General features: G+C 62.2%; 21 protein-coding genes and 1 other RNA gene. 12 read left to right on the forward strand and 10 right to left on the reverse strand.

The genetic code is table 11. The features are described 5' to 3' along the window. Window positions 1–28 precede the first annotated feature (28 nt). The 4 genes from ACZYHG_RS02545 to ffs all read right to left on the reverse strand — a co-directional run bounded on the left by ACZYHG_RS02545 (window position 29) and on the right by ffs (window position 2,816). Complete coding sequence (locus ACZYHG_RS02545; RefSeq protein WP_464612393.1) at window positions 29–436, reverse strand: hypothetical protein; 408 nt, start codon at window positions 434–436, stop codon at window positions 29–31. 20 nt (window positions 437–456) lie between these two features. After that, window positions 457–780 carry a YbaB/EbfC family nucleoid-associated protein gene (locus tag ACZYHG_RS02550; protein ID WP_027032947.1) on the reverse strand — a complete coding sequence of 108 codons (324 nt, stop codon included), beginning with the start codon at window positions 778–780 and terminating at the stop codon, window positions 457–459. A gap of 23 nt (window positions 781–803) precedes the next feature. Beyond that, entirely contained in the window at window positions 804–2,615 is a 1,812-nt protein-coding gene (locus ACZYHG_RS02555) for a DNA polymerase III subunit gamma/tau (protein WP_464612394.1), read from the reverse strand. 104 nt (window positions 2,616–2,719) lie between these two features. Further along, window positions 2,720–2,816: signal recognition particle sRNA small type (ffs, locus tag ACZYHG_RS02560), an RNA gene on the reverse strand. Between the two features lie 143 nt (window positions 2,817–2,959). Here ffs and ACZYHG_RS02565 point away from each other — a divergent pair. From ACZYHG_RS02565 to ACZYHG_RS02575, 3 genes are all read left to right on the forward strand, one after another. Further along, window positions 2,960–3,379, forward strand: coding sequence for an HIT domain-containing protein (locus ACZYHG_RS02565; RefSeq protein ID WP_464612395.1), 420 nt, complete (start codon window positions 2,960–2,962; stop codon window positions 3,377–3,379). Between the two features lie 71 nt (window positions 3,380–3,450). After that, window positions 3,451–4,395: an NAD(+) diphosphatase gene (nudC, locus tag ACZYHG_RS02570; protein WP_464612396.1), complete on the forward strand. Its 945-nt coding sequence runs from the start codon at window positions 3,451–3,453 to the stop codon at window positions 4,393–4,395. 37 nt (window positions 4,396–4,432) lie between these two features. Beyond that, a complete protein-coding gene (locus ACZYHG_RS02575; protein WP_464612397.1) occupies window positions 4,433–4,738 on the forward strand; it encodes a Dabb family protein in 306 nt (101 codons plus the stop codon). Here the strand turns inward: ACZYHG_RS02575 and ACZYHG_RS02580 are convergent. Further along, window positions 4,735–5,598, reverse strand: a complete 864-nt coding sequence (locus ACZYHG_RS02580) for a prephenate dehydratase (protein WP_464612398.1) — start codon at window positions 5,596–5,598, stop codon at window positions 4,735–4,737. The genes ACZYHG_RS02575 and ACZYHG_RS02580 overlap by 4 nt on opposite strands. 26 nt (window positions 5,599–5,624) lie before the next feature. After that, entirely contained in the window at window positions 5,625–6,353 is a 729-nt protein-coding gene (locus tag ACZYHG_RS02585) for a 3-deoxy-manno-octulosonate cytidylyltransferase (protein ID WP_464612399.1), read from the reverse strand. Between the two features lie 194 nt (window positions 6,354–6,547). Between ACZYHG_RS02585 and ACZYHG_RS02590 the strand changes: the two genes are divergently transcribed. From ACZYHG_RS02590 to ACZYHG_RS02620, 7 genes are all read left to right on the forward strand, one after another. Further along, the gene (locus ACZYHG_RS02590; RefSeq protein ID WP_464612400.1) at window positions 6,548–7,210 is read left to right on the forward strand and encodes a c-type cytochrome; all 663 of its coding nucleotides are present in this window, start codon (window positions 6,548–6,550) and stop codon (window positions 7,208–7,210) included. A gap of 168 nt (window positions 7,211–7,378) precedes the next feature. Next, window positions 7,379–9,256 carry an extracellular solute-binding protein gene (locus ACZYHG_RS02595; protein WP_464612401.1) on the forward strand — a complete coding sequence of 626 codons (1,878 nt, stop codon included), beginning with the start codon at window positions 7,379–7,381 and terminating at the stop codon, window positions 9,254–9,256. 14 nt (window positions 9,257–9,270) lie between these two features. After that, window positions 9,271–11,139, forward strand: coding sequence for an extracellular solute-binding protein (locus ACZYHG_RS02600; RefSeq protein ID WP_464614600.1), 1,869 nt, complete (start codon window positions 9,271–9,273; stop codon window positions 11,137–11,139). A gap of 30 nt (window positions 11,140–11,169) precedes the next feature. Next, window positions 11,170–12,264, forward strand: a complete 1,095-nt coding sequence (locus ACZYHG_RS02605) for a microcin C ABC transporter permease YejB (RefSeq protein WP_464612402.1) — start codon at window positions 11,170–11,172, stop codon at window positions 12,262–12,264. Then, window positions 12,264–13,409, forward strand: a complete 1,146-nt coding sequence (locus tag ACZYHG_RS02610; protein WP_464612403.1) for an ABC transporter permease — start codon at window positions 12,264–12,266, stop codon at window positions 13,407–13,409. The genes ACZYHG_RS02605 and ACZYHG_RS02610 overlap by 1 nt, the downstream gene beginning before the upstream one ends. Beyond that, window positions 13,406–15,037 (forward strand): ABC transporter ATP-binding protein, encoded by a 1,632-nt coding sequence (locus ACZYHG_RS02615; RefSeq protein ID WP_464612404.1) that lies wholly within the window; start codon window positions 13,406–13,408, stop codon window positions 15,035–15,037. Before ACZYHG_RS02610 ends, ACZYHG_RS02615 begins: the two co-directional genes overlap by 4 nt. A 29-nt stretch (window positions 15,038–15,066) precedes the next feature. Next, a complete protein-coding gene (locus tag ACZYHG_RS02620; protein ID WP_464612405.1) occupies window positions 15,067–16,008 on the forward strand; it encodes a 2-hydroxyacid dehydrogenase in 942 nt (313 codons plus the stop codon). 9 nt (window positions 16,009–16,017) lie between these two features. Here the strand turns inward: ACZYHG_RS02620 and ACZYHG_RS02625 are convergent, their stop codons facing one another. The 4 genes from ACZYHG_RS02625 to ACZYHG_RS02640 form a co-directional block, all read right to left on the reverse strand. Further along, the gene (locus ACZYHG_RS02625) at window positions 16,018–16,728 is read right to left on the reverse strand and encodes a cytochrome b (RefSeq protein WP_464612406.1); all 711 of its coding nucleotides are present in this window, start codon (window positions 16,726–16,728) and stop codon (window positions 16,018–16,020) included. A 98-nt stretch (window positions 16,729–16,826) separates the two neighbouring features. Next, entirely contained in the window at window positions 16,827–17,354 is a 528-nt protein-coding gene (locus tag ACZYHG_RS02630) for a P-loop NTPase family protein (RefSeq protein WP_464612407.1), read from the reverse strand. Between the two features lie 58 nt (window positions 17,355–17,412). Further along, window positions 17,413–17,772: a hypothetical protein gene (locus tag ACZYHG_RS02635; RefSeq protein WP_464612408.1), complete on the reverse strand. Its 360-nt coding sequence runs from the start codon at window positions 17,770–17,772 to the stop codon at window positions 17,413–17,415. 152 nt (window positions 17,773–17,924) lie between these two features. Further along, complete coding sequence (locus ACZYHG_RS02640; RefSeq protein WP_464612409.1) at window positions 17,925–18,842, reverse strand: class I SAM-dependent DNA methyltransferase; 918 nt, start codon at window positions 18,840–18,842, stop codon at window positions 17,925–17,927. A gap of 105 nt (window positions 18,843–18,947) precedes the next feature. On the opposite strand from ACZYHG_RS02640, the gene ACZYHG_RS02645 reads away from it, so the two are divergent. Continuing rightward, window positions 18,948–19,955, forward strand: coding sequence for a ligase-associated DNA damage response exonuclease (locus ACZYHG_RS02645; protein ID WP_464612410.1), 1,008 nt, complete (start codon window positions 18,948–18,950; stop codon window positions 19,953–19,955). 4 nt (window positions 19,956–19,959) lie between these two features. Further along, a complete protein-coding gene (locus ACZYHG_RS02650; protein WP_464612411.1) occupies window positions 19,960–21,561 on the forward strand; it encodes a cisplatin damage response ATP-dependent DNA ligase in 1,602 nt (533 codons plus the stop codon). The last annotated feature ends 10 nt before the right edge of the window (window positions 21,562–21,571 follow it).

A 21,571-nucleotide genomic window follows, 5' to 3' on the forward strand; every position in this document is an offset into this window, starting at 1 on the left:
AAACCACGTCACGTTTTTCCGGGAATCGCTACCGCCCTGCCGCAATCGCGGCCGGCTGGCCCGGCTCCAGCTCCTCGACCTTCTCCGAAAACAGACCCCGCCTGAGGAACAACGCGCGCGCGTCCCTGGCCGTCGGCGCGATCTTTCCCGGCCAGTCACTGTTGATGAATTCGGCCTTGGTGAAATCGGGATTTGTCTCGGAAGCCGCCTCGAGGAATTCGGCTATCTCAAGCACGATCGCTCGCTCCTCCTTCGAAAGCGCCGACGTGCCGGCCTCGATCGACGGGCGGTGCACGAAATCCTCGAACAGGTGGAAGTAGCCCTTGATGCCGACGAGATCGACGCCGGCGTCGCAATCGGCGAGGATTTCCAGAATCTCGTAGATCCGGTTGCGGATACGCTGCTCGATCAGTCTTTCGGACGGCTCTTCGGTCATCGGAGCGGTGCCACTGAACGCTAGAAGGGCAGTTTCATTCCCGGTGGGATCGGCAGGCCAGCGGTGAGTGCCTTCGTCTTTTCCTGCATGATCAGCTCGACCTTGGCCTTGGCGTCGTTGTGGGCCGCAAGAATCAGGTCCTCGAGGATCTCGACATCGTCCTCCTTGAACAGAGACGGGTCGATCTTCAGGGATTTCATCTCGAATTTTCCGGTCAGCGTCACGTTGACCAGACCGCCGCCGGCCTGGCCGGACGCCTCCAGCGTGGCGATTTCATCTTGCATGGCCTGAAACTTGGCCTGCATTTCCTTCGCCTTACCCATCAGGCCGAGAAGATCTTTCATGGTCCGATCCTTGTCTTGGTTTATCAGGTGTCGTCGTCATCGGCCGGCGGCTCGACCGGTACTTCGGCTTGATCGGCAGCCGCTTCCGGTGCGTCGGGAATGCGTACGTCGATGATCTTGGCGCCGGGAAAGCGCGCCAGGATGGCGGCAACAGTCGGATCGCTCTTGGCATCGAGGAAGGCGTTTTCGCGCTTGGTCGATTCCATTTCGGCCAGCGTCTGGCCACCCTCTTCCTTCGACAACGACACCAGCCAGTTGCGGCCGGTCCAGGCGCGCAGCTTGGTCGTCAAGTCATTGAGCAGCATCTTGGGCGCATCGGCGGTCAGGCCAACATCGATGCGGCCGGGCTCGATGCGTACAAGTCGGATGCAGCTCTTGATCAGCACCTTGAAAGCGATGTCACGCTTGGCATCAGCAAGCGCGACGATGTCGGCCAGCGATTTCAAGGGTACCGGCGGCGCTTCCAATACGGGTTGCGGAGGGGCGACGAAAGCAGCCGGCGCTGGCGTGGCCTCGATCAGCCGCATGGTCTGCGCGCCGCCCGATCCGCCGGGCATGCGCGTCTGCGCCACCGCGCTGGTGCCATTGCCGGGGCCCGAGGGCGTTCCGTTCGGGCGCGGCGCGCCATTTTGAACCGGTGCTGCCCCGTCCAGTGATCGCAACGCTTCATCCAGCGTCGGCAGGTCGGCGGCATGCGCCAGCCGGATCAGCACCATTTCGGCGGCACTGACCGGCCGGTTGGAGGATTGCACCTCGGGAATGCCCTTGAGCAGCATCTGCCAGGTCCGCGACAGCACCCTGACCGACAGCGCCCTGGCGAAATCGGCGCCGCGCTCGCGCTCGTCCTGCGACAGCGAGGCGTCGTCCATTGCGGTCGGCACGAAACGCAGCCGGGTGACGAGGTGGTTGAACTCTGCAAGATCGGTCAGCACTGCGGCCGGATCGGCGCCGGTATCGTATTGCGTACGGAACTCAGCCAGGGCCGCCGCCACATCGCCCTTCATCACATGTTCGAACAGGTCGACGATGCGGGCGCGGTCAGCCAGGCCCAGCATGGCGCGCACTGCTTCGGCGCTGACGGAGCCGGCGCCGTGCGCAATCGCCTGGTCGAGTATGGAGAGCGAATCACGAGCCGAGCCTTCCGCCGCGCGCGCGATCATCGCCAGCGCATCGTCGTCGACCGAAATGCCTTCCTTGGCCGAAATCGAAGAGAGATGCGCGACCAGCGCGCCGGCATCGATGCGTCGCAAATCAAAACGCTGACAGCGCGACAGAACGGTGATCGGAACCTTGCGGATCTCGGTGGTGGCGAAGATGAATTTCACATGCGGCGGCGGCTCCTCAAGCGTCTTCAGCAGACCGTTGAAGGCCTGCGTGGACAGCATGTGCACTTCGTCGATGATGTAGACCTTGTAGCGGGCCGAGACCGGGGCGTAGCGCACGCGCTCGATGATGTCCCTGATATCGTCGATGCCGGTATGCGAGGCGGCGTCCATCTCGATGACGTCGACATGGCGGCCTTCCATGATCGCCTGGCAATGCTCGCCGAGCACGGCAAGATCGACCGAGGGCTGGTCAACGGTCGCGGTCTTGTAGTTCAGCGCCCGGGCCAGGATGCGCGCGGTGGTGGTCTTGCCGACACCGCGCACGCCGGTCAGCATCCAGGCCTGCGCGATGCGGCCGGTGGCAAAGGCGTTGGTGAGGGTGCGCACCATCGGCTCCTGGCCGACCAGCTCGGAAAAATTCGAAGGACGGTATTTGCGCGCCAGCACGCGGTAGGCAGCGGCCTTGCCATTCTCCAGGCTTTTGGGCCCCGAATTTCCGGCTTCGCTCATTCGCCCGTTAAGCTCCAAAAGGCCGCGCCCGAAGGCGCCGATTCCTGCGCATAGTCTCGCCCGCGCTGCAATGCGTCGTCAATGTGGCGAGAAGGGCCGAAGAGGTGGGAGGCTGGAACAATGACCCGTTCCGGGCTCGTTAGGGCTGCTTCCTTCCGGACCTGACCCGGTTGGCGAGTGGATCGTCCACCACCAACCTCCCGCAGTCCATATCGGCAATTGCGCGATGAAATGCAAGTGCGCAGGCAAATTGGCGCCATCACGCAAGAGATTCGCTTGCAGCCCCGATGCAGCCGCTCTAGCGTTCATGGTTTGAGGAAACCAAGAAAAGCAAGGAAACGCCGATGCAGCCGGGCCTGAAGGCCGGATTCACGCTGGATGCCCGGCTGGAGGCGGACAGCGAGCAGTTGATGTGGCTTGGGCTATGCGAATTGCGGGTGATGAATGACCGCCGCTGGCCGTGGCTGCTTTTGGTACCACAGCGGCCGGGCGCCGAAGAGGTTCATGAGATGACGCCGCTCGACCAGGCCATGCTGACCTTCGAGACCAATATGGTGGCGCAGGCGCTGAAGAAAGTGAGCGGGTGCACCAAGATCAACACCGGCGCGCTCGGCAATATCGTGCGCCAATTGCATATCCACATCATTGCACGGTCCGAAGGTGATCCCGGCTGGCCCGGCCCGGTGTGGGGACACGGCCTGCGCGAGCCGTATGAGCGTTCCGAGCTGCGCCGGTTTGCCGAAACGGTAAGGGCGGCGCTATAAGCCTTCCCCGGTATTCATCCTGAAAACATGTTCATCCCCAGACATGTCCATTCCAAAGCACCAGAGTACGCATGAGCTTTAGCCTGTTTGACGCGCCTTTGCGCGAACCGAGCCAGTTCGTCGGCTTTGCCGGCAACACGATCGACCGCCAGTCCGAGAACCGCGCCGACGATTCGGTCGACAAGGCGCTGGCGGATCCGACGACGCGGCTGCTGTTGATGAATGGCGGCCGACTCCACCTGAAGCTTGGGACAAGCGCCGGCCTCGACCCATGGTTTAGCGTCGCCGAGAGCGAGCCCTTCGGGCCCTCCTTGGCCCAAGGTGTCCTGCTCGGCTTTTCCGAGCAGGGACCGGTGCTGGCGATGCCCGTCGGAATCGACGCCGAAGAGCTGCCCGAGACCGTCAAGGCGATCGACTATCGGTCGGTCTACATGCAAGGGCTGATCGACGAAGGGGCGGCCGGCGCGATGGCGCAAGGCGCTGCCCTGCTCGCCTGGCATGCCAGCCACCGTTTCTGCAGCAAATGCGGCACCGAATCGCAGATGCGGGCCGGCGGCTACAAGCGCCACTGCCCGAATTGCGGCACGGAGCATTTCCCGCGTACCGACCCGGTGGCGATCATGCTGACGGCAACGCAGGAGAAATGTCTGCTTGGGCGCGGCCGGCATTTCGCGCCGGGCATGTATTCGGCCCTTGCCGGTTTCATCGAACCGGGCGAGACGATCGAGGCGGCGGTGCGCCGCGAAACGCTGGAAGAAGCCGGCATCAGGCTCGGACGCGTCGTCTACCATGCCAGCCAGCCCTGGCCGTTCCCCTATTCGCTGATGATCGGCTGCTTCGGCGAGCCGCTCAACGAAGACATCCAGGCCGATCTCAACGAGCTGGAAGATTGCCGCTGGTTCGGCCGCGACGAGGTGCGTTCGATGCTGGCCCGGGAGCATGCCGACAATCTGATCACGCCACCGAAAGGCGCCATCGCGCATCACCTGATCCGCGCCTGGGTCGACAGCGAATGATGGCAGGGATTAAAAAAAGACATCGCAGGAGCACGATATGATCCGCCACACCGTCATCTTCACGTTGAAGCATGCGCCGCACTCGCTCGAGGAGAAACGCTTCCTCGTCGATGCCAAGAAGGCCCTGTCGGCCATCAAGGGGGTGACCCATTTCGAACAGCTGCGCCAGATCAGCCCCAAGAACGACTATCAGTTCGGCTTCTCGATGGAGTTCGCCGACCAAGCCGCGTACACCAGATACAACGACCACCCGGACCACGTCGCCTTCGTGCGCGACCGCTGGGTGCCGGAGGTCGTGAAATTTCTCGAGATCGACTATGTGCCGCTGGGCGCGGTGATCTAATCCGCGACCTTCCACTGCTCGCGCGACTCACTGGCTGGATAGACGCCCAAAATCCGCACTTCCTTTGAGAAGAAGCGAAGCTCTTCCAGCGCCAGTTTGACCAGCGGATCGTCAGGATGGCCCTCGATGTCGGCATAGAACAGCGTCGCCGTGAAGGCGCCGAGCTGGTAGCTCTCCAGCTTGGTCATGTTGATGCCGTTGGTGGCGAAGCCGCCCATCGCCTTGTAGAGCGCGGCCGGCACGTTGCGGACGCGGAAGATGAAGGTCGTCATCATCTTGGCGTCGGCTGACGGGCGCTCGGCCCATTGCTTGTGCTTGGTCAGGACGACAAAGCGGGTGACGTTGGAATCAGTGTCCTCGACATTTTCCTCGATGATATCGAGCCCGTAGAGCGTCGCGGCCAGCGCCGGCGACAACGCGGCCATGGTGCGGTCCTTGACTTCGGAGACCATCTTGGCCGCACCCGCCGTGTCTCCGGCGACGATCGCCTTCCAGCCATTCTTGCGGATGTATTTGCGGCACTGGCCAAGCGCGTGGATATGGCTGTGAACCGTCTTGATTTCTTCCCGCTTGACGCCGGGCAGCACCATCAGCTGGAAATGGATGGGCAGGAAATACTCACCGACGATGTGCAGCTTCGATTCCGGCAACAGATGATGGATGTCGGCGACGCGCCCGGCAATGGTGTTCTCGATCGGGATCATGGCGAGATCGGCCTTGCCGGTCTCGACTGCGTTGAAGGCATCCTCGAAGGTCGGGCAAGGCAACGGCTCCATCGAAGGATAGACATTGCGCGAGGCGGTGTCGGAATTGGCGCCCGGCTCACCCTGGAAGGATATTCTGTTGGTCTTTTCAGGCATGGGCCAAGTCTCGGTTCAAGGGTTTTTCAGTTTGCAAGAATGTTTCTGGCCCGCTCAAGGTCTTCCGGCGTGTCGACGCCGAGGGGCAGGGACTGGACGATCTCGGCGTCGATGCGCATGCCGGCTTCCAGCGCCCGCAACTGCTCCAGCCGCTCGCGACGTTCCAGCGGCGACGGCTTCAGCGCCACGAAGCGCTCGAGTGCTGCCCGGCGATAGGCGTAGAGGCCGACATGGTGATAAAGTGGCCCCTCGCCCCAAGGTGCCGTGGCACGGGTGAAATAGAGCGCCCTCTGCCTGGTGGCCGACAACGGCGAACCGACGATCTTGACGACGTTCGGGTTGGTCTTTTCCTCGTCGCGGACGATCTCGACGCCGAGCGTGGCGATATCCACGGCCTCGTCCTCGAAAGGTCTGAGGGAGGCCGCGATGATGCCGGGATCGATGGTCGGCAGGTCGCCCTGCACGTTGACGATCGTTTCGACCTTGCGCTGGGGATCAAGCGCGACCAGCGCCTCGTGGATGCGGTCAGAACCCGATTCGTGATCGATCCGCGTCATCACCGCCTCGAAACCATGAGCACGCACCGCTTCGGCGACGCTTTGCGTGTCGGTCGCCACCACCACGCGGCCAAGGCCGGCCTCGGCCGCACGGCGCGCGACATGGACGATCATCGGCGCGCCGGCGATGTCGGCCAGCGGCTTGCCCGGCAGGCGGGTGGAGGCCATGCGGGCCGGGATCAGGATCAAGGTGGACATCGCTATGGCAAGGCATTCGAAAAGAGGACAAGGAAAAGTGGCAAAAGGTCTCACTGGAAGCGCCCTTATAGGTGTTGCAACGCCGCAGCAAAAGACCTAGTTTCCGCCCGATTTGACCGGCTCTGCAGGGCAGGTTTCGATACCGACGGACGGAGTGGACGGATCAGTCCGCCGGAAAAGGGAGCAAGGGGCGAATGGATTCCAACGAAGTCAACAAACTGCTCGCCGGATTGCTTGGAACCGTTTTCGTCGTTTTCTCGGTCGGCCTGGTGTCGGACGCGCTGTTTGCCTCGCCGGCCCCGGAAAAGCCTGGCTTCATCATCGAGGCCGCCGAGCCAGCCGAAGGCGGCCCGGCCGCTCCGGCTGCCGTAGCCAAGCCGATCGCCGACCGTCTGGCGACCGCCAATGTCGAACAGGGTGCTGCCGTCTTCAAGAAGTGTCAGGCCTGCCATTCCGGCGAAAAGGGCGGCCCCAACAAGGTCGGCCCGGACCTGTGGGACCTCGTCGACCGCCCCGTCGCCGAGCATGAAGGCTTCGCCTATTCGGCCGGCATGAAGGAGTTTTCCAAGGGCGGCACCGAGAAGTGGACCTACGACAACATCGACCACTTCATCACCTCGCCGAAGAAATTCGTGAAGGGCACGGCCATGGGCTTCGCCGGCCTGCCCAAGGAGGAGGACCGCGCCAACGTCATCGCCTACCTGCGTACGCTGTCCGACAATCCCAAGCCGCTGCCGGCACCGGGTGCCGCCGCGGACGCCTCCGCGCCCGCAAAGCCGGCCGACGCGGCCAAGCCAGCTGATGCTGCTGCCCCGGCCAAGCCTGCCGCACCGGCGCCCGCGGCCCCGGCCAAGTAACCAAGATTTAATCTCGACGATCTTGAAAAAGCCGGGTTCAGCCCGGCTTTTTTGTTGGGAAAATGCAAGGTGCGGCGACAAAGCCGGCGCATCGCGGTTTTCACTGGCGCCAAATCATCTAGGATCGCCTTCTGGATGATCTGGCACGCATCGCGAAGAGGATAGTGCATGACGGTTGGCCGAACGCTTCTCAAGTCGCTGCTGGCGGCGACCCTGCTGGCGGCGGGTTTGCAGGCGACCCGAGCCGACGAGTGGCGGACAACCTCATCGCTGATCGGCGAATCCAAATACGGCGACAATTTCCAGCACTACGACTACGTCAACCCGAACGCGCCCAAGGGTGGCACGCTGAATTCCGTGCTGCTCGGCACCTATGACAGCTTCAACCCCTATATCGTCCAGGGATCGCCGGCGGCGGGCCTCGTCGGCTTCGGTGGCGGCCTGCTCTATGACACGCTGATGGAGCAGGCGACCGATGAGGGCAGCACCAGCCACCCGCTGATTGCCGATGCCTACAAATACCCGGCCGATTATTCCTCGGCGACCTACCGACTCGATCCGCGTGCAAAATGGCATGACGGCCAGCCGATCACCGTCGACGACGTGATCTGGTCATTCCAGGTGCTGAAGGCGAACAGCCCGCAATACAACCGCTATTTCGAGAACGTCACCGATGCGGTGGCCATCTCCGACCGCGAGGTCGAGTTCCATTTCAACCAGAAGGGTAACCGCGAGCTGCCTAAGATCATTGGCGACCTCGCCGTTCTGCCCAAGCACTGGTGGGAAGGCATCGACGCCAATGGCAAAAAGCGCGACATCACCAAGGGAACGCTGGAACCGCCGCTCGGCTCCGCCGCCTACAAGATCGCCAGCTTCAAGCCGGGATCGGAAATCGTCTGGCAACGCGTGCCTGACTATTGGGCGGCCAAGCTGCCGGTGAAGATCGGCCGCGAGAATTTCGACACCCGCCGATACACCTACATCCTTGACGACAATGCCGCCTGGCTGGCCTTCACCAAGGGCGGACTGGAAGACATCAACCGCGAGTACAGCTCCCGCAAATGGGCAACCGCCTACAATTTCCCAGCCATCCAGGCCGGCGACGTCATCAAGAGGGACTTCAAGACCCAGTCGCCACAGCCGATGCAGGGCTTTGTGCTCAACCAGCGAAAGCCGTTGTTCCAAGACCGGCTGGTCCGCGAGGCACTGACCATACCGTTTGATTTCGAGAGCATGAATCGCACCTTGTTCTTCGGCTTCAACACCCGCACATCGAGCTATTTCCAGGGTACCGAACTTGCCTCCAGCGGGTTGCCGCAGGGAAAGGAACTGGAGATCCTGGACAAGTATCGCGACAAGCTGCCGCCAGAACTCTTCACGCAGGAGTTCAAGCTGCCTGTCTACGATTCGCCGCAAGCGGAGCGAAAATACCTGAAGCAGGCCGTCGATCTCTTCGCCAAGGCTGGCTGGGTGATCAAGGGCGGCAAGATGGTCAATGCCAAGACCGGCGAACCGTTCAAGTTCGAGATCCTCGGCTGGAACGACACCGACCAGGTGATCGCCAGTCCCTATATCGCCAATCTGCGCAAGATCGGTGTTGAAGCCTCGCTGCGCATCATCGACCAGACGCAGTACATCAACCGCGTCAATCATTACGACTTCGATGTCGTCACCGGCCTGTTCGGCCAGTCCGACTCCCCCGGTAACGAACAGCGCGATTTCTGGAGCTCGAAGGCCGCCGACGCGCCGGGTTCGCGCAATCTGATGGGCATCAAGGATCCGACAGTCGATGCGCTGGTCGACCGCGTCATCTTCGCCACCGACCGCGATGATCTCGTCGCCGCCACCCATGCACTCGACCGTGTCCTGCTGTGGAATTTTTACGTCGTTCCGCAGTATTATCGGTCGGCGGTCTGGCTGGCCTATTGGGACAAGTTCAAGTTCCCCGACAAGCAGCCCGCTTATGTCGGTGCCGACATTGATTCCTGGTGGATCGACCTCGACAAGGAAAAGGCGCTGGCGGCCAAGTACAAGGGCGGCAACTGATGAGCCGGAAATCGATGACGGCCCTGCCCCGCCGCGATTTCCTGGCCCTGGGTGGTGCTGCCGCTGCCGCCGCCCTGCTGCCGCGAAAGGCCTTCGCCGATATCGCAACCGGCACAAAACTACATGGGCTCTCCGCCTTCGGCGACCTCAAATACAAGCCGGATTTCACCCATTTCGACTATGCGAATGTCGATGCGCCAACCGGCGGAATTTTCAATTTCTCGCCGCCCAACTGGGGCTACAACCAGGACACACAAACCTTCAACACGCTGAACTCCTTCGCCGACAAGGGCGATGCGCCGCCGCGCATGGAGATGTGTTTCGATGGCCTGATGGTGCGCGCGCTCGACGAGCCCGACGCCGTCTATGGCCAGATCGCCGACGGGGTGACGCTGTCGGATGACCGCAACAGCTTCACCTTTTCGCTTCGCCCCGAAGCCCGCTTCCATGACGGCTCTTCGCTGACGGCGCAGGACGCCGCCTTCACTTTCAAGCTTTACAAGGAAAAAGGCCATCCCGACCTGTCACTGTCGCTGACACACATGGCCGACGCCGTTGCTGTCGATGACCGCACGCTACGGCTTACCTTCTCGGGCAAGCAATCGGCCCGCACCGTGCTCAACGTCGTGGAATTCCCGATTCTTTCAAAGGCGTTCTACACGGCCAATCCGTTCGACTCATCGCAACTCAACCCGCCGCTCGGCTCCGGCGCCTACAAGGTCGGGCGGTTCTCGGCCGGGGCCTGGATCGAGTACGATCGGGTGGCGGACTATTGGGGCCGCGACCTTCCGGTCAATCGCGGCCAGAACAATTTCGACATTATCCGTATCGAGTTCTACCAGAACCGCACTGCCGGCTTCGAAGCGTTCAAAAAGGGCGAAATCACCTACCGTGAAGAGTTCACCTCGCGCGTCTGGGCAACCGCCTACGACTTTCCTGCGTTGACCGCCGGCAAGGTGGTCAAGCACGAATTCCCGGCCGAGAAACGACCGACAATGCAGGGAACGGCGGTCAACCAGCGACGCGAACAGTTTCGCGATGCGCGGGTGCGCCAGGCAATTGCGCTCTGCTTCGACTTCGAATGGACGCGGCGCAACTTTTTTTACGGCTCTTACGAGCGCTCGCAATCCTGTTTCGAGAAATCGGACTTTCGTGCCGAAGGACTGCCATCGCCGCGAGAGCTGGCTCTTCTAGAGCCGTTGCGCGGCCAGATCCCGGCGGAGGTCTTCGGCGAGGCTGTCGCCCAGCCTGCATCCGACGGCACCGGCCGCGACCGCAAGCTGCTTGGCCAGGCCGTGAAGCTGCTCAACGCTGCAGGCTGGAAACGGTCAGGTGACTTCGTCGTCAACGACAAGGGCGGCAGGCTCTCGGCCGAATTCATGGTCGATGACGACACCTTCGTACAGGTCTACTCGCCTTGGGTCGCCAATATGAAAGCGATCGGCATCGACGCCACGATTCGGCTGGTGGATTCAGCGCAGTATCAGCTTCGCCAGAGCACGTTCGACTTTGACCTTATCTCGGCCGCTTTCTCATTTTCGGCGACCCCGACACGCGACGATCTTGAAGTCTTCTTTCACTCCAGAACCGCGGACATCTCCGGCTCGCGCAACCTGCCGGGCGTCGCAAGCCCAGCAATCGATACGCTGATCGACGCGGTGGGGGCCGCAAAAGATCGCGAAAATCTGACGGTCGCAATGCGAGCGCTCGACCGGGTCTTGCGTGCGCGGTGCGATTGGATTCCTAGTTGGTTCCTGGCGAATCACCGAAGCGCCTATTGGGATATGTTCGGCTTTCCCGAGCAAAAACCCGATTTCGGCTTTCCGGTCGAGGCGCTGTGGTGGTTCGATAAGGGCAAGGCGGCAAAAATTGGCAAAGGTTGAGATATCGGTCCAAAGGGGGCACAAAGCCTGATGGGCGCCTATATCCTGCGCCGTATCCTGCTGATGATCCCGACCCTGTTCGGCATCATGGCGATCTCTTTCGCCGTCATCCAGTTCGCGCCGGGAGGTCCGGTCGAGCAGATCATCGCCAAGCTGACCAATCAGGGTGGCAGCGACCGGCTCGGCGGTGGCGGCGGCGATGCGGGCGGCTCCAATTTCGATGCCGCCGGCGACGTCGGCTCTAAATATCGCGGCGCCCAGGGGCTCGATCCGGAATTCATCAAGAAACTGGAGAAGCAGTTCGGCTTCGACAAGCCACCGCTCGAGCGCTTCGGCATGATGCTGTGGAACTATGCGCGCTTCGATTTCGGCAACAGCTATTTCCGCGATATCTCGGTGCTCGACCTTATCCTAGAGAAAATGCCTGTTTCGATTTCGATCGGGCTTTGGATCACGCTGCTGTCCTATCTGATCTCCATCCCGCTCGGCATTCGCAAGGCGGTCAAGGACGGCACACCCTTCGACATCTGGACCAGCGGTGTCGTCATTGTCGGCTATGCCATTCCGGGCTTCCTGTTCGGCATCATGCTGATGGTGCTGTTTGCCGGCGGCTCGTTCTGGGACTGGTTTCCGTTGCGCGGCATCGTCTCGGACAATTGGGATCAGTTGTCCTGGCCGGCCAAGATCATCGACTATTTCTGGCACATGGCCCTGCCACTGACGGCCCTGGTGCTGTCGGCCTTCGCCACGACGACGCTTTTGACCAAGAACTCGTTCCTGGAAGAGATCCGCAAACAGTATGTGGTGACCGCGCGCGCCAAGGGCCTGTCGGAACGACAGGTGCTCTATGGCCATGTCTTCCGCAATGCGATGCTGATCGTCATTGCCGGTTTTCCCGGCGCCTTCATCTCGGCCTTCTTCACCGGCTCACTTTTGATCGAGAACATCTTTTCGCTCGATGGCCTCGGCCTGCTCGGCTTCCGTTCGGTAGTCGAGCGCGACTATCCCGTCGTCTTCGCCAACCTCTACATCTTCTCGCTGCTTGGGCTGTTCGTCGGATTGCTGTCCGACCTCATCTACACCTGGGTCGATCCGCGCATCGATTTCGAGCGGAGAGACGTCTGATGTCGGAGGCAAGCGTTACCGCCGGAGTGGTGCCGGAGCGAATCGCGCGGCCATTTCTGTCGCCGCTCAACAAGCGCCGCCTGCAGAATTTCCGGGCCAACCGGCGCGGTTTCTGGTCGTTGTGGATTTTCCTCGTCCTGTTCGTGCTGTCGCTGTTTGCCGAATTCATCGCCAACGACAAGCCGATCATCGCTTCCTACAAGGGCGAGATCCTGTTTCCGGTGCTGGTTGCCTACCCCGAGGAAAAATTCGGCGGCTTCTACGCCGTCACCGACTATCGCGACCCGGTGATCCTGGACGAGATCAACGCCCATGGCTGGATGATCTGGCCGCCGGTGCGCTACTCCTACCAGACCGTCAACAACGCCATCCCGGAAGCCGCACCCGCCAAGCCGTCCTGGGAGTATGACGCCACGAAGCGCTGCAACCAGTATCCGCAGGGTGCTGCGGATCCGGCCTGCATCGTCGGCAACTGGAACTGGCTCGGTACCGACGACCAGGCGCGCGACGTGCTGGCGCGGGTCATCTACGGCTTCCGCATTTCGGTGCTGTTCGGCCTGATCCTGACGGCCGGCTCGGCCCTGATCGGCGTCGGCGCCGGCGCCTTGCAGGGCTATTTCGGCGGCTGGACCGATCTCTTGTTCCAGCGCTTCATCGAAATCTGGTCGGCGATCCCGGTGCTCTATCTGCTGCTCATCGTCGCGGCCATCCTGCCGCCGGGCTTCTTCATCCTGCTCGGCCTCATGCTGTTGTTCTCCTGGGTAGCGCTGGTCGGCGTCGTACGGGCCGAGTTCCTGCGCGCCCGCAACTTCGAATATGTCAACGCCGCCCGTGCGCTCGGCGTGCCCAACCGCACCATCATGTTCCGGCATTTGCTGCCCAACGCCATGGTGGCGACATTGACCTTCCTGCCGTTCTTGCTGAGCGGCTCGATCTCGACACTGACCTCGCTCGACTATCTCGGCTTCGGCCTGCCGCCGGGTTCTGCTTCGCTCGGCGAGCTGCTCAAGCAGGCGCAGCGCAACCTCAATGCGCCGTGGCTCGGCATTTCCGGCTTCATCGTCATCTCGCTGATGCTGTCGCTGCTGGTGTTCGTCGGTGAGGCGACGCGCGATGCCTTCGATCCGCGCAAGACGTTCCGATGAGCAAAGCGCCGTTGCTCAGCGTACAGGACCTCAGCGTCGCCTTCAGCCAGGGCGGCGGCCAGTCCATTGCCGTCGACCACATTTCCTTCGATATCGCCAAGGGCGAGACGGTGGCTCTGGTCGGCGAATCCGGCTCCGGCAAGTCGGTCTCGGCGCTGTCGGTGCTCAAGCTCCTGCCCTATCCCAGCGCCAGCCATCCCTCAGGCAAGATGCTGTTCCAGGGCGCCGATCTCTTGGCCATGAACGAGAAGCAGTTGCGGCAGGTGCGCGGCAACAAGATCACCATGATCTTCCAGGAGCCGATGACCTCGCTCAATCCGCTGCACACGATCGAGCATCAGATTGTCGAGATCCTGAAGCTGCATCAGGGCATGGCCGACCGGCCGGCCAAAGCGCGTACGCTGGCCTTGCTCAAGGAAGTGGGTATCCGCGAGCCGGAAAAACGGCTCGACGCCTATCCACACCAGCTGTCAGGCGGCCAGCGCCAGCGCGTCATGATCGCCATGGCGCTTGCCAACGAACCGGAACTGCTGATCGCCGACGAGCCGACGACAGCGCTCGATGTGACCGTGCAAGCGCAGATCCTCGAACTGCTGGCCGGCCTCAAAAGCCGCAAGGGCATGTCGATGCTGTTCATCACCCACGATCTCGGCATCGTGCGCAAGATCGCCGACCGGGTCTGCGTGATGACCAAGGGCAAGATCGTCGAGGCCGGCCCGACCAAGGACATCTTCGCCAACCCGCAGCACCCCTATACGCGCCACCTTCTGGCGGCCGAACCGAAGGGGAAGCCGCCGGCCGCCAACGCCGATGCCAAGCCGGTCATGACCGGCAAAGACATCAAGGTCTGGTTCCCGATCAAGAAGGGGTTTTTCCGAACCACCGTCGACAATGTGAAGGCGGTCGACGGCATTGATGTCACCGTACGCGCCGGCCAGACGCTGGGCGTGGTCGGCGAATCCGGTTCGGGCAAGACGACACTCGGCTTGGCGCTGGCGCGCATGATCTCGTCGACCGGAACCATCCAGTTCAACGGCCGCGACATCAACCAGCTCACCTTCAACGCCATGCGGCCGCTCAGGCGCGAATTGCAGATCGTCTTCCAGGATCCGTTCGGCTCGCTCAGTCCACGCATGTCGATTGCCGAGATCATCGAGGAAGGGCTCAAAATTCACGAGCCGAAGCTGTCGCCGGACGAGCGCGACGACAAGGTGGCCGCCGTGCTGAACGAGGTTGGCCTCGATCCGGCGACCCGCAACCGCTATCCGCACGAGTTTTCCGGTGGCCAGCGCCAGCGCGTCGCCATCGCGCGCGCCATGGTGCTCAACCCGCGCTTCGTCATGCTGGACGAGCCGACATCGGCGCTCGACATGAGCGTGCAGGCGCAGGTCGTCGACCTCCTGCGCAATCTGCAGGCCAAGCACGATCTCGCCTATCTCTTCATCAGCCATGACCTCAAGGTCATCCGGGCGCTTGCCAACGACGTTATCGTCATGCGCAATGGCAGGATTGTCGAAGCCGGGCCTTCCCAGCAGATTTTTGAAAATCCGCAAACCGACTATACTCGGGCGCTGATCTCGGCCGCGTTCAAGATCGAGACGGCGCCGGTCGGCATCGTCAGCGAGTAATCCATTTAAAGAGGGACCAGAACACCGCGATGGAAAAAGGCCGCATCCTGCTTGCCGTCACCGGCTTTCATCCGCAGCGCTGGCGCGACCTGTTGTCGGCCGAGCGCGAAGTGGTGCTGGAGCCGGACGGCGCCAAGGATCCGTCGATCACCTATGCGGTGGTGTGGAAGCAGAAGCCGAACCTGTTGTCGTCGCTGCCCAATCTGCGCGCCATCTTCTCGATCGGCGCCGGCGTCGACCATGTCTTCGCCGATCCTGGCCTGCCTGACGTGCCGATCGTCCGAGTGGTCGCCGACAACCTCACCCAGTACATGACCGAGTATGTCGTCTGGCGGGTGCTCGATCACCATCGCCAGGGCCTGCTCTACCGGCAGCAGCAGCCGAAGAAGACCTGGCACGAGCCGCCGCAGAGGCCGGCCGGTGACATCTCCGTCGGCATTATGGGGCTTGGCAATCTCGGCCGTGCAGCGGCTTCGGTGCTGCTGTCGCTCGGCTTCGCGGTCAATGGCTGGTCGCGCAACGAACGGCCGATGCAAGGGGTTGCAACCTATGCCGGCGACGCCGGACTGATCCCCTTCCTCAAGGCGACCGATATCCTTGTCGTGCTGTTGCCGCTGACGCCGGACACGCAAGGCATCATCAACTACGGCGTGCTGAAGGAATTGCGGAAACGCAACGGCCTCGGCGGCTCGGTGCTGATCAATGCCGGACGCGGCCGCCTGCAGAAGGATGCCGACATCGTGCGGGCGCTGGATGACGGCACGCTGAAGGAGGCGAGCCTCGACGTGTTCGAGGTCGAACCGCTGCCGAAAACCAGCCCGTTGTGGAGCCATCCGAAAGTGTTCGTGACACCGCACGCCGCGGCGACCTCCGATCCCACGCATCTGGCGCCGATCATGCTGCGCCAGATGGACGCCTTCGAGCGTGGCGAAAAGCTCGATAATCTGGTGGATCGCAAGGCGGGGTACTAGCTGGTCCAGCTAGATCATACGGGAGAGCACTTCGTCTCGCTTGACGATGTGATGCCAAACGACCGCGGCCAGGTGCAACGAAAGCGCGGCGAAAAAGAGATAGGCGCCGTAGTGATGAACCGTCGCCAGCAAGCGCCCTGTATGTCGATTTTCCGGTAAGAGATTCGGCCAGTTGAACAGTCCGAACCATGGCAAGCTGCGCCCTTCGGACGCCGAAGTGATATAGCCGGACACCGGCATCGCCGCCATCAACAGATAGAGCGTGCCGTGTACCATTTGGGACGCCAGCCGTTCATGCCGTGGAGGCGCGATCGTCCGACGCGGCTCCCCCAGCATTGCGCGCAGCGGTATGCGAAGCACGATGAGCACCAGAGCCGTCATCCCGAGCGATTTGTGAATGTCCAGCAAGAACTGCCGTTCGGCCGATCCGGGTACGAGATAGGAGCAGTACAGTCCGATCGCCAAAGCCGCGATTATGACTATTGCCATGAGCCAATGTACGAGCCGTTGTATCCAGTGGTATCGGATCGGCAGGTTCGCGATGGCCTCGATAGACCCTGGGCTCATCTGCTCGTTTCCCTTGTCGATGGCGTCTTTCGCCGTCGCCTGTGGCTCTCGGCAGCCAAGCGTTCCGGTGATCCAGGAGAGGGAATTAGCGTTAAGCAGTCCGCCGCACGAGTTAACATTCTGTAAGAAACGCCAGGGCCTGGCGGCCCACATAGCGCCTCGTGCCTTTCGCGTCATTTCGAGTTGGCCTCGAACGCCGCGCCTTGATGGTGGTGAATTGTTCCCGCTTAGAGGTGATCAGGAAAGGGCTCTTACCTGGCCAGGTCCCACTCCTGAAAGCACTTCTTGATCGCGCGCAGGGAAGACAGCTGCAGCTTTGGCAGATCGAGCTGCTCGAACATCGCCCGGTATCTCTGGCGGTTCTTCGGCGTGGTCACGGCGATGTGGTGGATCATGTCCCATTTGACGCTATCGCGTCCGCCCGCCAGGGCGCCGCGCCTCTCCTTCTCGAACAGCGTTCGCCTGAAATAACGCAGCAGGCTTGTCGGCGTGGAGATGTCCAGCAGGATCAGTCCCGTCGCCCGCCGGAACCGTTGCGGCATGCAGATCGAGTAGTTTCCATCCATCACCCAGCGTTCGCCGGCGATCGCGGCGTCATGCAGGGCAATGAATTCGGACTTGGGACGCGGTTCCCAGTCCGTGTTGGGCAGGTGATGCAGCAGATCGAGGTGAACGGGCTCCAGGCCACGCTTGCGGGCAATCGCGTCGGCCAGTGTCGACTTGCCGCTGTTGGACGGCCCCAGGATGCATATGCGGTTTCCAAGATCCGATAGATTCATCCGATGTTGCCCGTACAAGGATGCAGCTTGGCGCCAAAAGTTTCTGGAGCGGCCTGTCTTAGCCGGGCAGGGTGAACTTCTTCTGCTTGTCCGGCTTGCCGCAGTCGCGGCGCTCGATCGACCGGTTCATGGCATCGATGTCGCCTGACGCCTTGTCGCTGTCGCGCTGGGCCTTGGAACGCATGTCGGGCGTGAACGGGCCGAAACCCATCGCGGGATTGTTGAAGGTGGGTTTCGCGGTCACAGGAAGGTTGTTCTGCTGCGCCAACCCATTGCGCTGCGCCAGCAGCTGATCGCATGGAACGGTGTCGTATTGCAGCGAGGACTCTACGTTGGCGTCTTGCCGCTCGGACATCGAATTGCCGACGCAGCCAGCGGTTGCCAGGCAAGAGGCCAAGATCATCATGTTCCAGCGCATCTGATATGCTCCCTCCTGATATCCTGCGCGCCCCGTTTTACCCGCGCACGCGATTGGGGCTTTTTTCGCAGCAGATGCTTAGCAGATACAGGTGGGGCAATACCCCTTTTGAGGGCGGGAAGGATGGCCGCATTGGCCCGATTGTGAACGCTTCAGGCTGCGTGGACTTTCCCAGCCACAACGACCAGCCCGTCGACCGGTTCCCGACGATCCTGCCGGATCACGGTTGTTTCCAAGGATAGGATCGAAAACCCGTTCGCGGCCAGGAATTCACGCACATAGGTTTCCGAATGCGCGTAGCGGCGCGATGGCCGCAAGACGAAATCGCCACTGCCGCCCAATTTTTCGACGGAAAAGGCGAACAGGCCATCCTCGGCAAGCAAGCCGGCAATCGTCTTCAACATGCCGTCGAGCGCGCCGACATAGATGAAGACATCGGCCACGGCCACCAGTTCGGCTTTCGGGCCGGCATAGGAAAAATTCCGCAGATCGGCCTTCCCCAGGAAATCGTAGACGCCCTTAGCTCGCGCCTGCTTCAGCATTCCAGTCGAAATGTCATAGCCTTCCAGCCGGTCGGCAATCGGCCGCAGCCTCTGCCCCATCAGGCCGGTGCCGCAGCCGAGATCGAGCGCCAGCGGGAAGCGACCCGGCCTTGCCGTTCGAATGGCTTGATCCAGCAACCCAGGCAGCCTGTAGCCAAGTCTGTCGACCAGTGATTCATCGAAGCTCTCGGCATAATGGTCGAACAATGTCTCGACGAAAGCGCTGGGGAGCACGTCGGACGCCGGCGCCTTGCCGATCAATTGCAGGTTCAGCGCAGCACCCTGACGATCCGTCGGATCGAGTTGGAGCGACACCGTCCATGCCTGCGCGGCCAGATCCGATGCACCCGCCGCCTGCTGCATTTCGCCGAGGCGGAACCAGCCCATCGCCCATTGCGGGGTGAGTTCCAGAGCACCGAGCAGCAATTCCGCCGCCGCTGCGTGATCGCCATCGGCATGCAGCATTTCGGCATAGTCGGCGCGGCGATCAGCGTTCAAGTCGCCGGACGAGGCCTGAAGCGGTTTCATGGCGATGGGTCCTGCCGGCGGATGAAACCGGCGATGCTGTATGCGGGAGTCAGCAGTCTCTGACAACAGGCTTCCCGCCGCGGAATTATATCCTATCTTGGCATCATGCGCGCCAGCGACCTGCTTCATCCCCGGCCCGAGGGCCTTTATTGCCCGCCGGGCGACTTCTTCATCGACCCGGTTCGGCCGGTGAACCGGGCACTGATCACGCACGGCCATTCCGACCATGCGCGTTCCGGCCACCGCTCGGTGCTAGCGACGCGGCAGACGCTCGACATTATGGGTCTGCGCTATGGCGAGGATTTTGCCGGAACGACCCAAGCAGCACGCCTCGGCGAGACCATCGCCCTCGACGGCGTCAGCGTCAGCTTCCATCCTGCCGGCCATGTGCTGGGTTCGGCACAGATATCGGTCGAACACCAGGGCATGCGCATCGTCGCCTCCGGCGACTACAAGAGGCGCAGGGATGCGACCTGTGCGCCGTTCGAACCGATCCACTGCGACGTGTTCATCACCGAGGCGACCTTCGGCCTGCCGGTGTTTCGCCATCCACCCGACACCGAAGAGATCGCCCGCCTGCTGAAATCGGCGGCGCAGTTCCCCGAACGCTCGCATCTGGTCGGCGCCTATGCGCTGGGCAAGGCGCAGCGTGTGATGCGGCTGTTGCGCGATGCCGGCTACGACAAGCCGCTCTACATCCATGGCGCGCTGGCCAGGCTCAGCGAGTACTATCAGAGCCAGGGCATCGATCTGGGGGTACTCGAACCGGCAACGGTGGAAGGCGGCAAGCAAGATTTCGCCGGCGCCATCGTGGTCGGCCCGCCATCGGCCTTCGCCGACCGCTGGGCGCGGCGCTTCCCGGATCCGATCTCATGCTTCGCGTCGGGCTGGATGCGCATCCGCCAGCGCGCCAAGCAAGGTGGCGTCGAGCTGCCGCTGATCATCTCGGACCATGCCGACTGGGACGAACTCACCGCCACCATCAAGGAGACTGGCGCGGAGGAAATCTGGGTCACGCATGGCCGCGAGGAGGCACTGGTGCGTTGGTGTGAGCTCGAAGGGATCGCCGCCCGGCCGCTGCACCTGGTGGGCTATGAGGACGAGGGCGACTGAGGGCATGAACCGCTTCGCCGAACTTCTCGACCGCCTGGTGCTGACGCCGTCGCGCAACGGCAAGCTGACGCTGCTGACCGACTATTTCCGCTCCGTGGAAGATCCGGATCGCGGCCTGGCGCTGGCCGCCATCACCGGCGATCTCAATATCGCCGCTGTCAAGCCGGCGATGCTGCGCACGCTGGTCACCGAACGCATGGACACGGTGCTGTTCGGCTATTCCTACGATTATGTCGGCGATCTCGCCGAGACAGTGTCGCTGGTCTGGCCGCAAACGCCGGGACACATTCCCAACCGTGAACCGACTCTCGGTGAGGTTGTCGCAAAACTGCAGGCGGCAAGCCGCTCGGACGGACCGAAGGTGCTGGCGGGGTTGCTCGACAGTGCCAGCATCTCGTCGCGCTTTGCCATCATCAAGCTGGTCACCGGCGGCCTGCGCATCGGTGTGTCGGCGCGGCTCGCCAAACAGGCGCTGGCGGATTTCGGCGAGGTCGATGTCGCCGAGATCGAGGAGCTCTGGCACGGGCTGTCACCGCCCTATGCGGCGCTGTTCGCATGGCTGGAGGGCAAGGCCGACAAACCCCAGAATACGGCATTGGCGCTGTTCAGGCCGGTGATGCTATCGAATCCGGTCGGCGACGGCGATCTCGAAAAACTCGATCCGGCCGATTACGCCGCCGAATGGAAATGGGACGGCATCCGCGTCCAGGCAGTGGCGGAAGGCGGCATCCGCCGGCTCTATTCGCGCACCGGCGACGATGTCTCCGGCGCCTTTCCCGACCTCGCCGACGCGATGAATTTTTCCGCGACGCTGGACGGCGAATTGCTCGTCGGCGATCCGCGGGAGGCGACGGGAACGTTCTCCGACCTGCAGCAGCGGCTGAACCGCAAGACGGTGACACCGAAGATGCAGCAGCAATATCCGGCCTTCATGCGCTGCTACGACTTGCTGCAGATCGGTGACGAGGATTTGCGCGCGCTGTCGTTCCGCGAGCGGCGTGGCCGCCTCGAAGCCTTCATGAAAACATTGGATCCAAGCCGCTTCGATTTATCGCCATTCGTCCAGTTCACGGACTGGCAGACATTGGAGGCGCTGCGCCGCGCACCGCCGCACCCGATCATCGAAGGCGTGATGCTGAAACGCTGGGATTCGCCCTATGTCGCCGGCCGACCGAAAGGGCCCTGGTTCAAATGGAAGCGCGATCCGCACACGGTGGATGCGGTGCTGATGTATGCCCAGCGCGGTCATGGCAAGCGATCGAGTTTCTACTCCGACTACACGTTCGGCGTTTGGTCCGGGCCTGAAGGCGAGGAGGAACTCGTGCCGGTCGGCAAGGCCTATTTCGGCTTCACCGACGAGGAGCTGAAGCAGATCGACAAATATGTCCGTGACAACACCGTCGAACGTTTTGGGCCGGTGCGCTCAGTGCGCGCCGATCGTGACAATGGCCTGGTGCTGGAGGTGGCGTTCGAAGGCCTCAACCGCTCGACCCGGCACAAATCCGGCGTCGCCATGCGCTTCCCCCGCATTTCACGGCTGCGCTGGGATAAGCCGGCCAATGAGGCCGACCGCATCGAGGCGCTGCAGGCGCTGCTCGATCGCTAAATCGGCTCCA

This window comes from Mesorhizobium subarcticum (assembly GCF_055456085.1).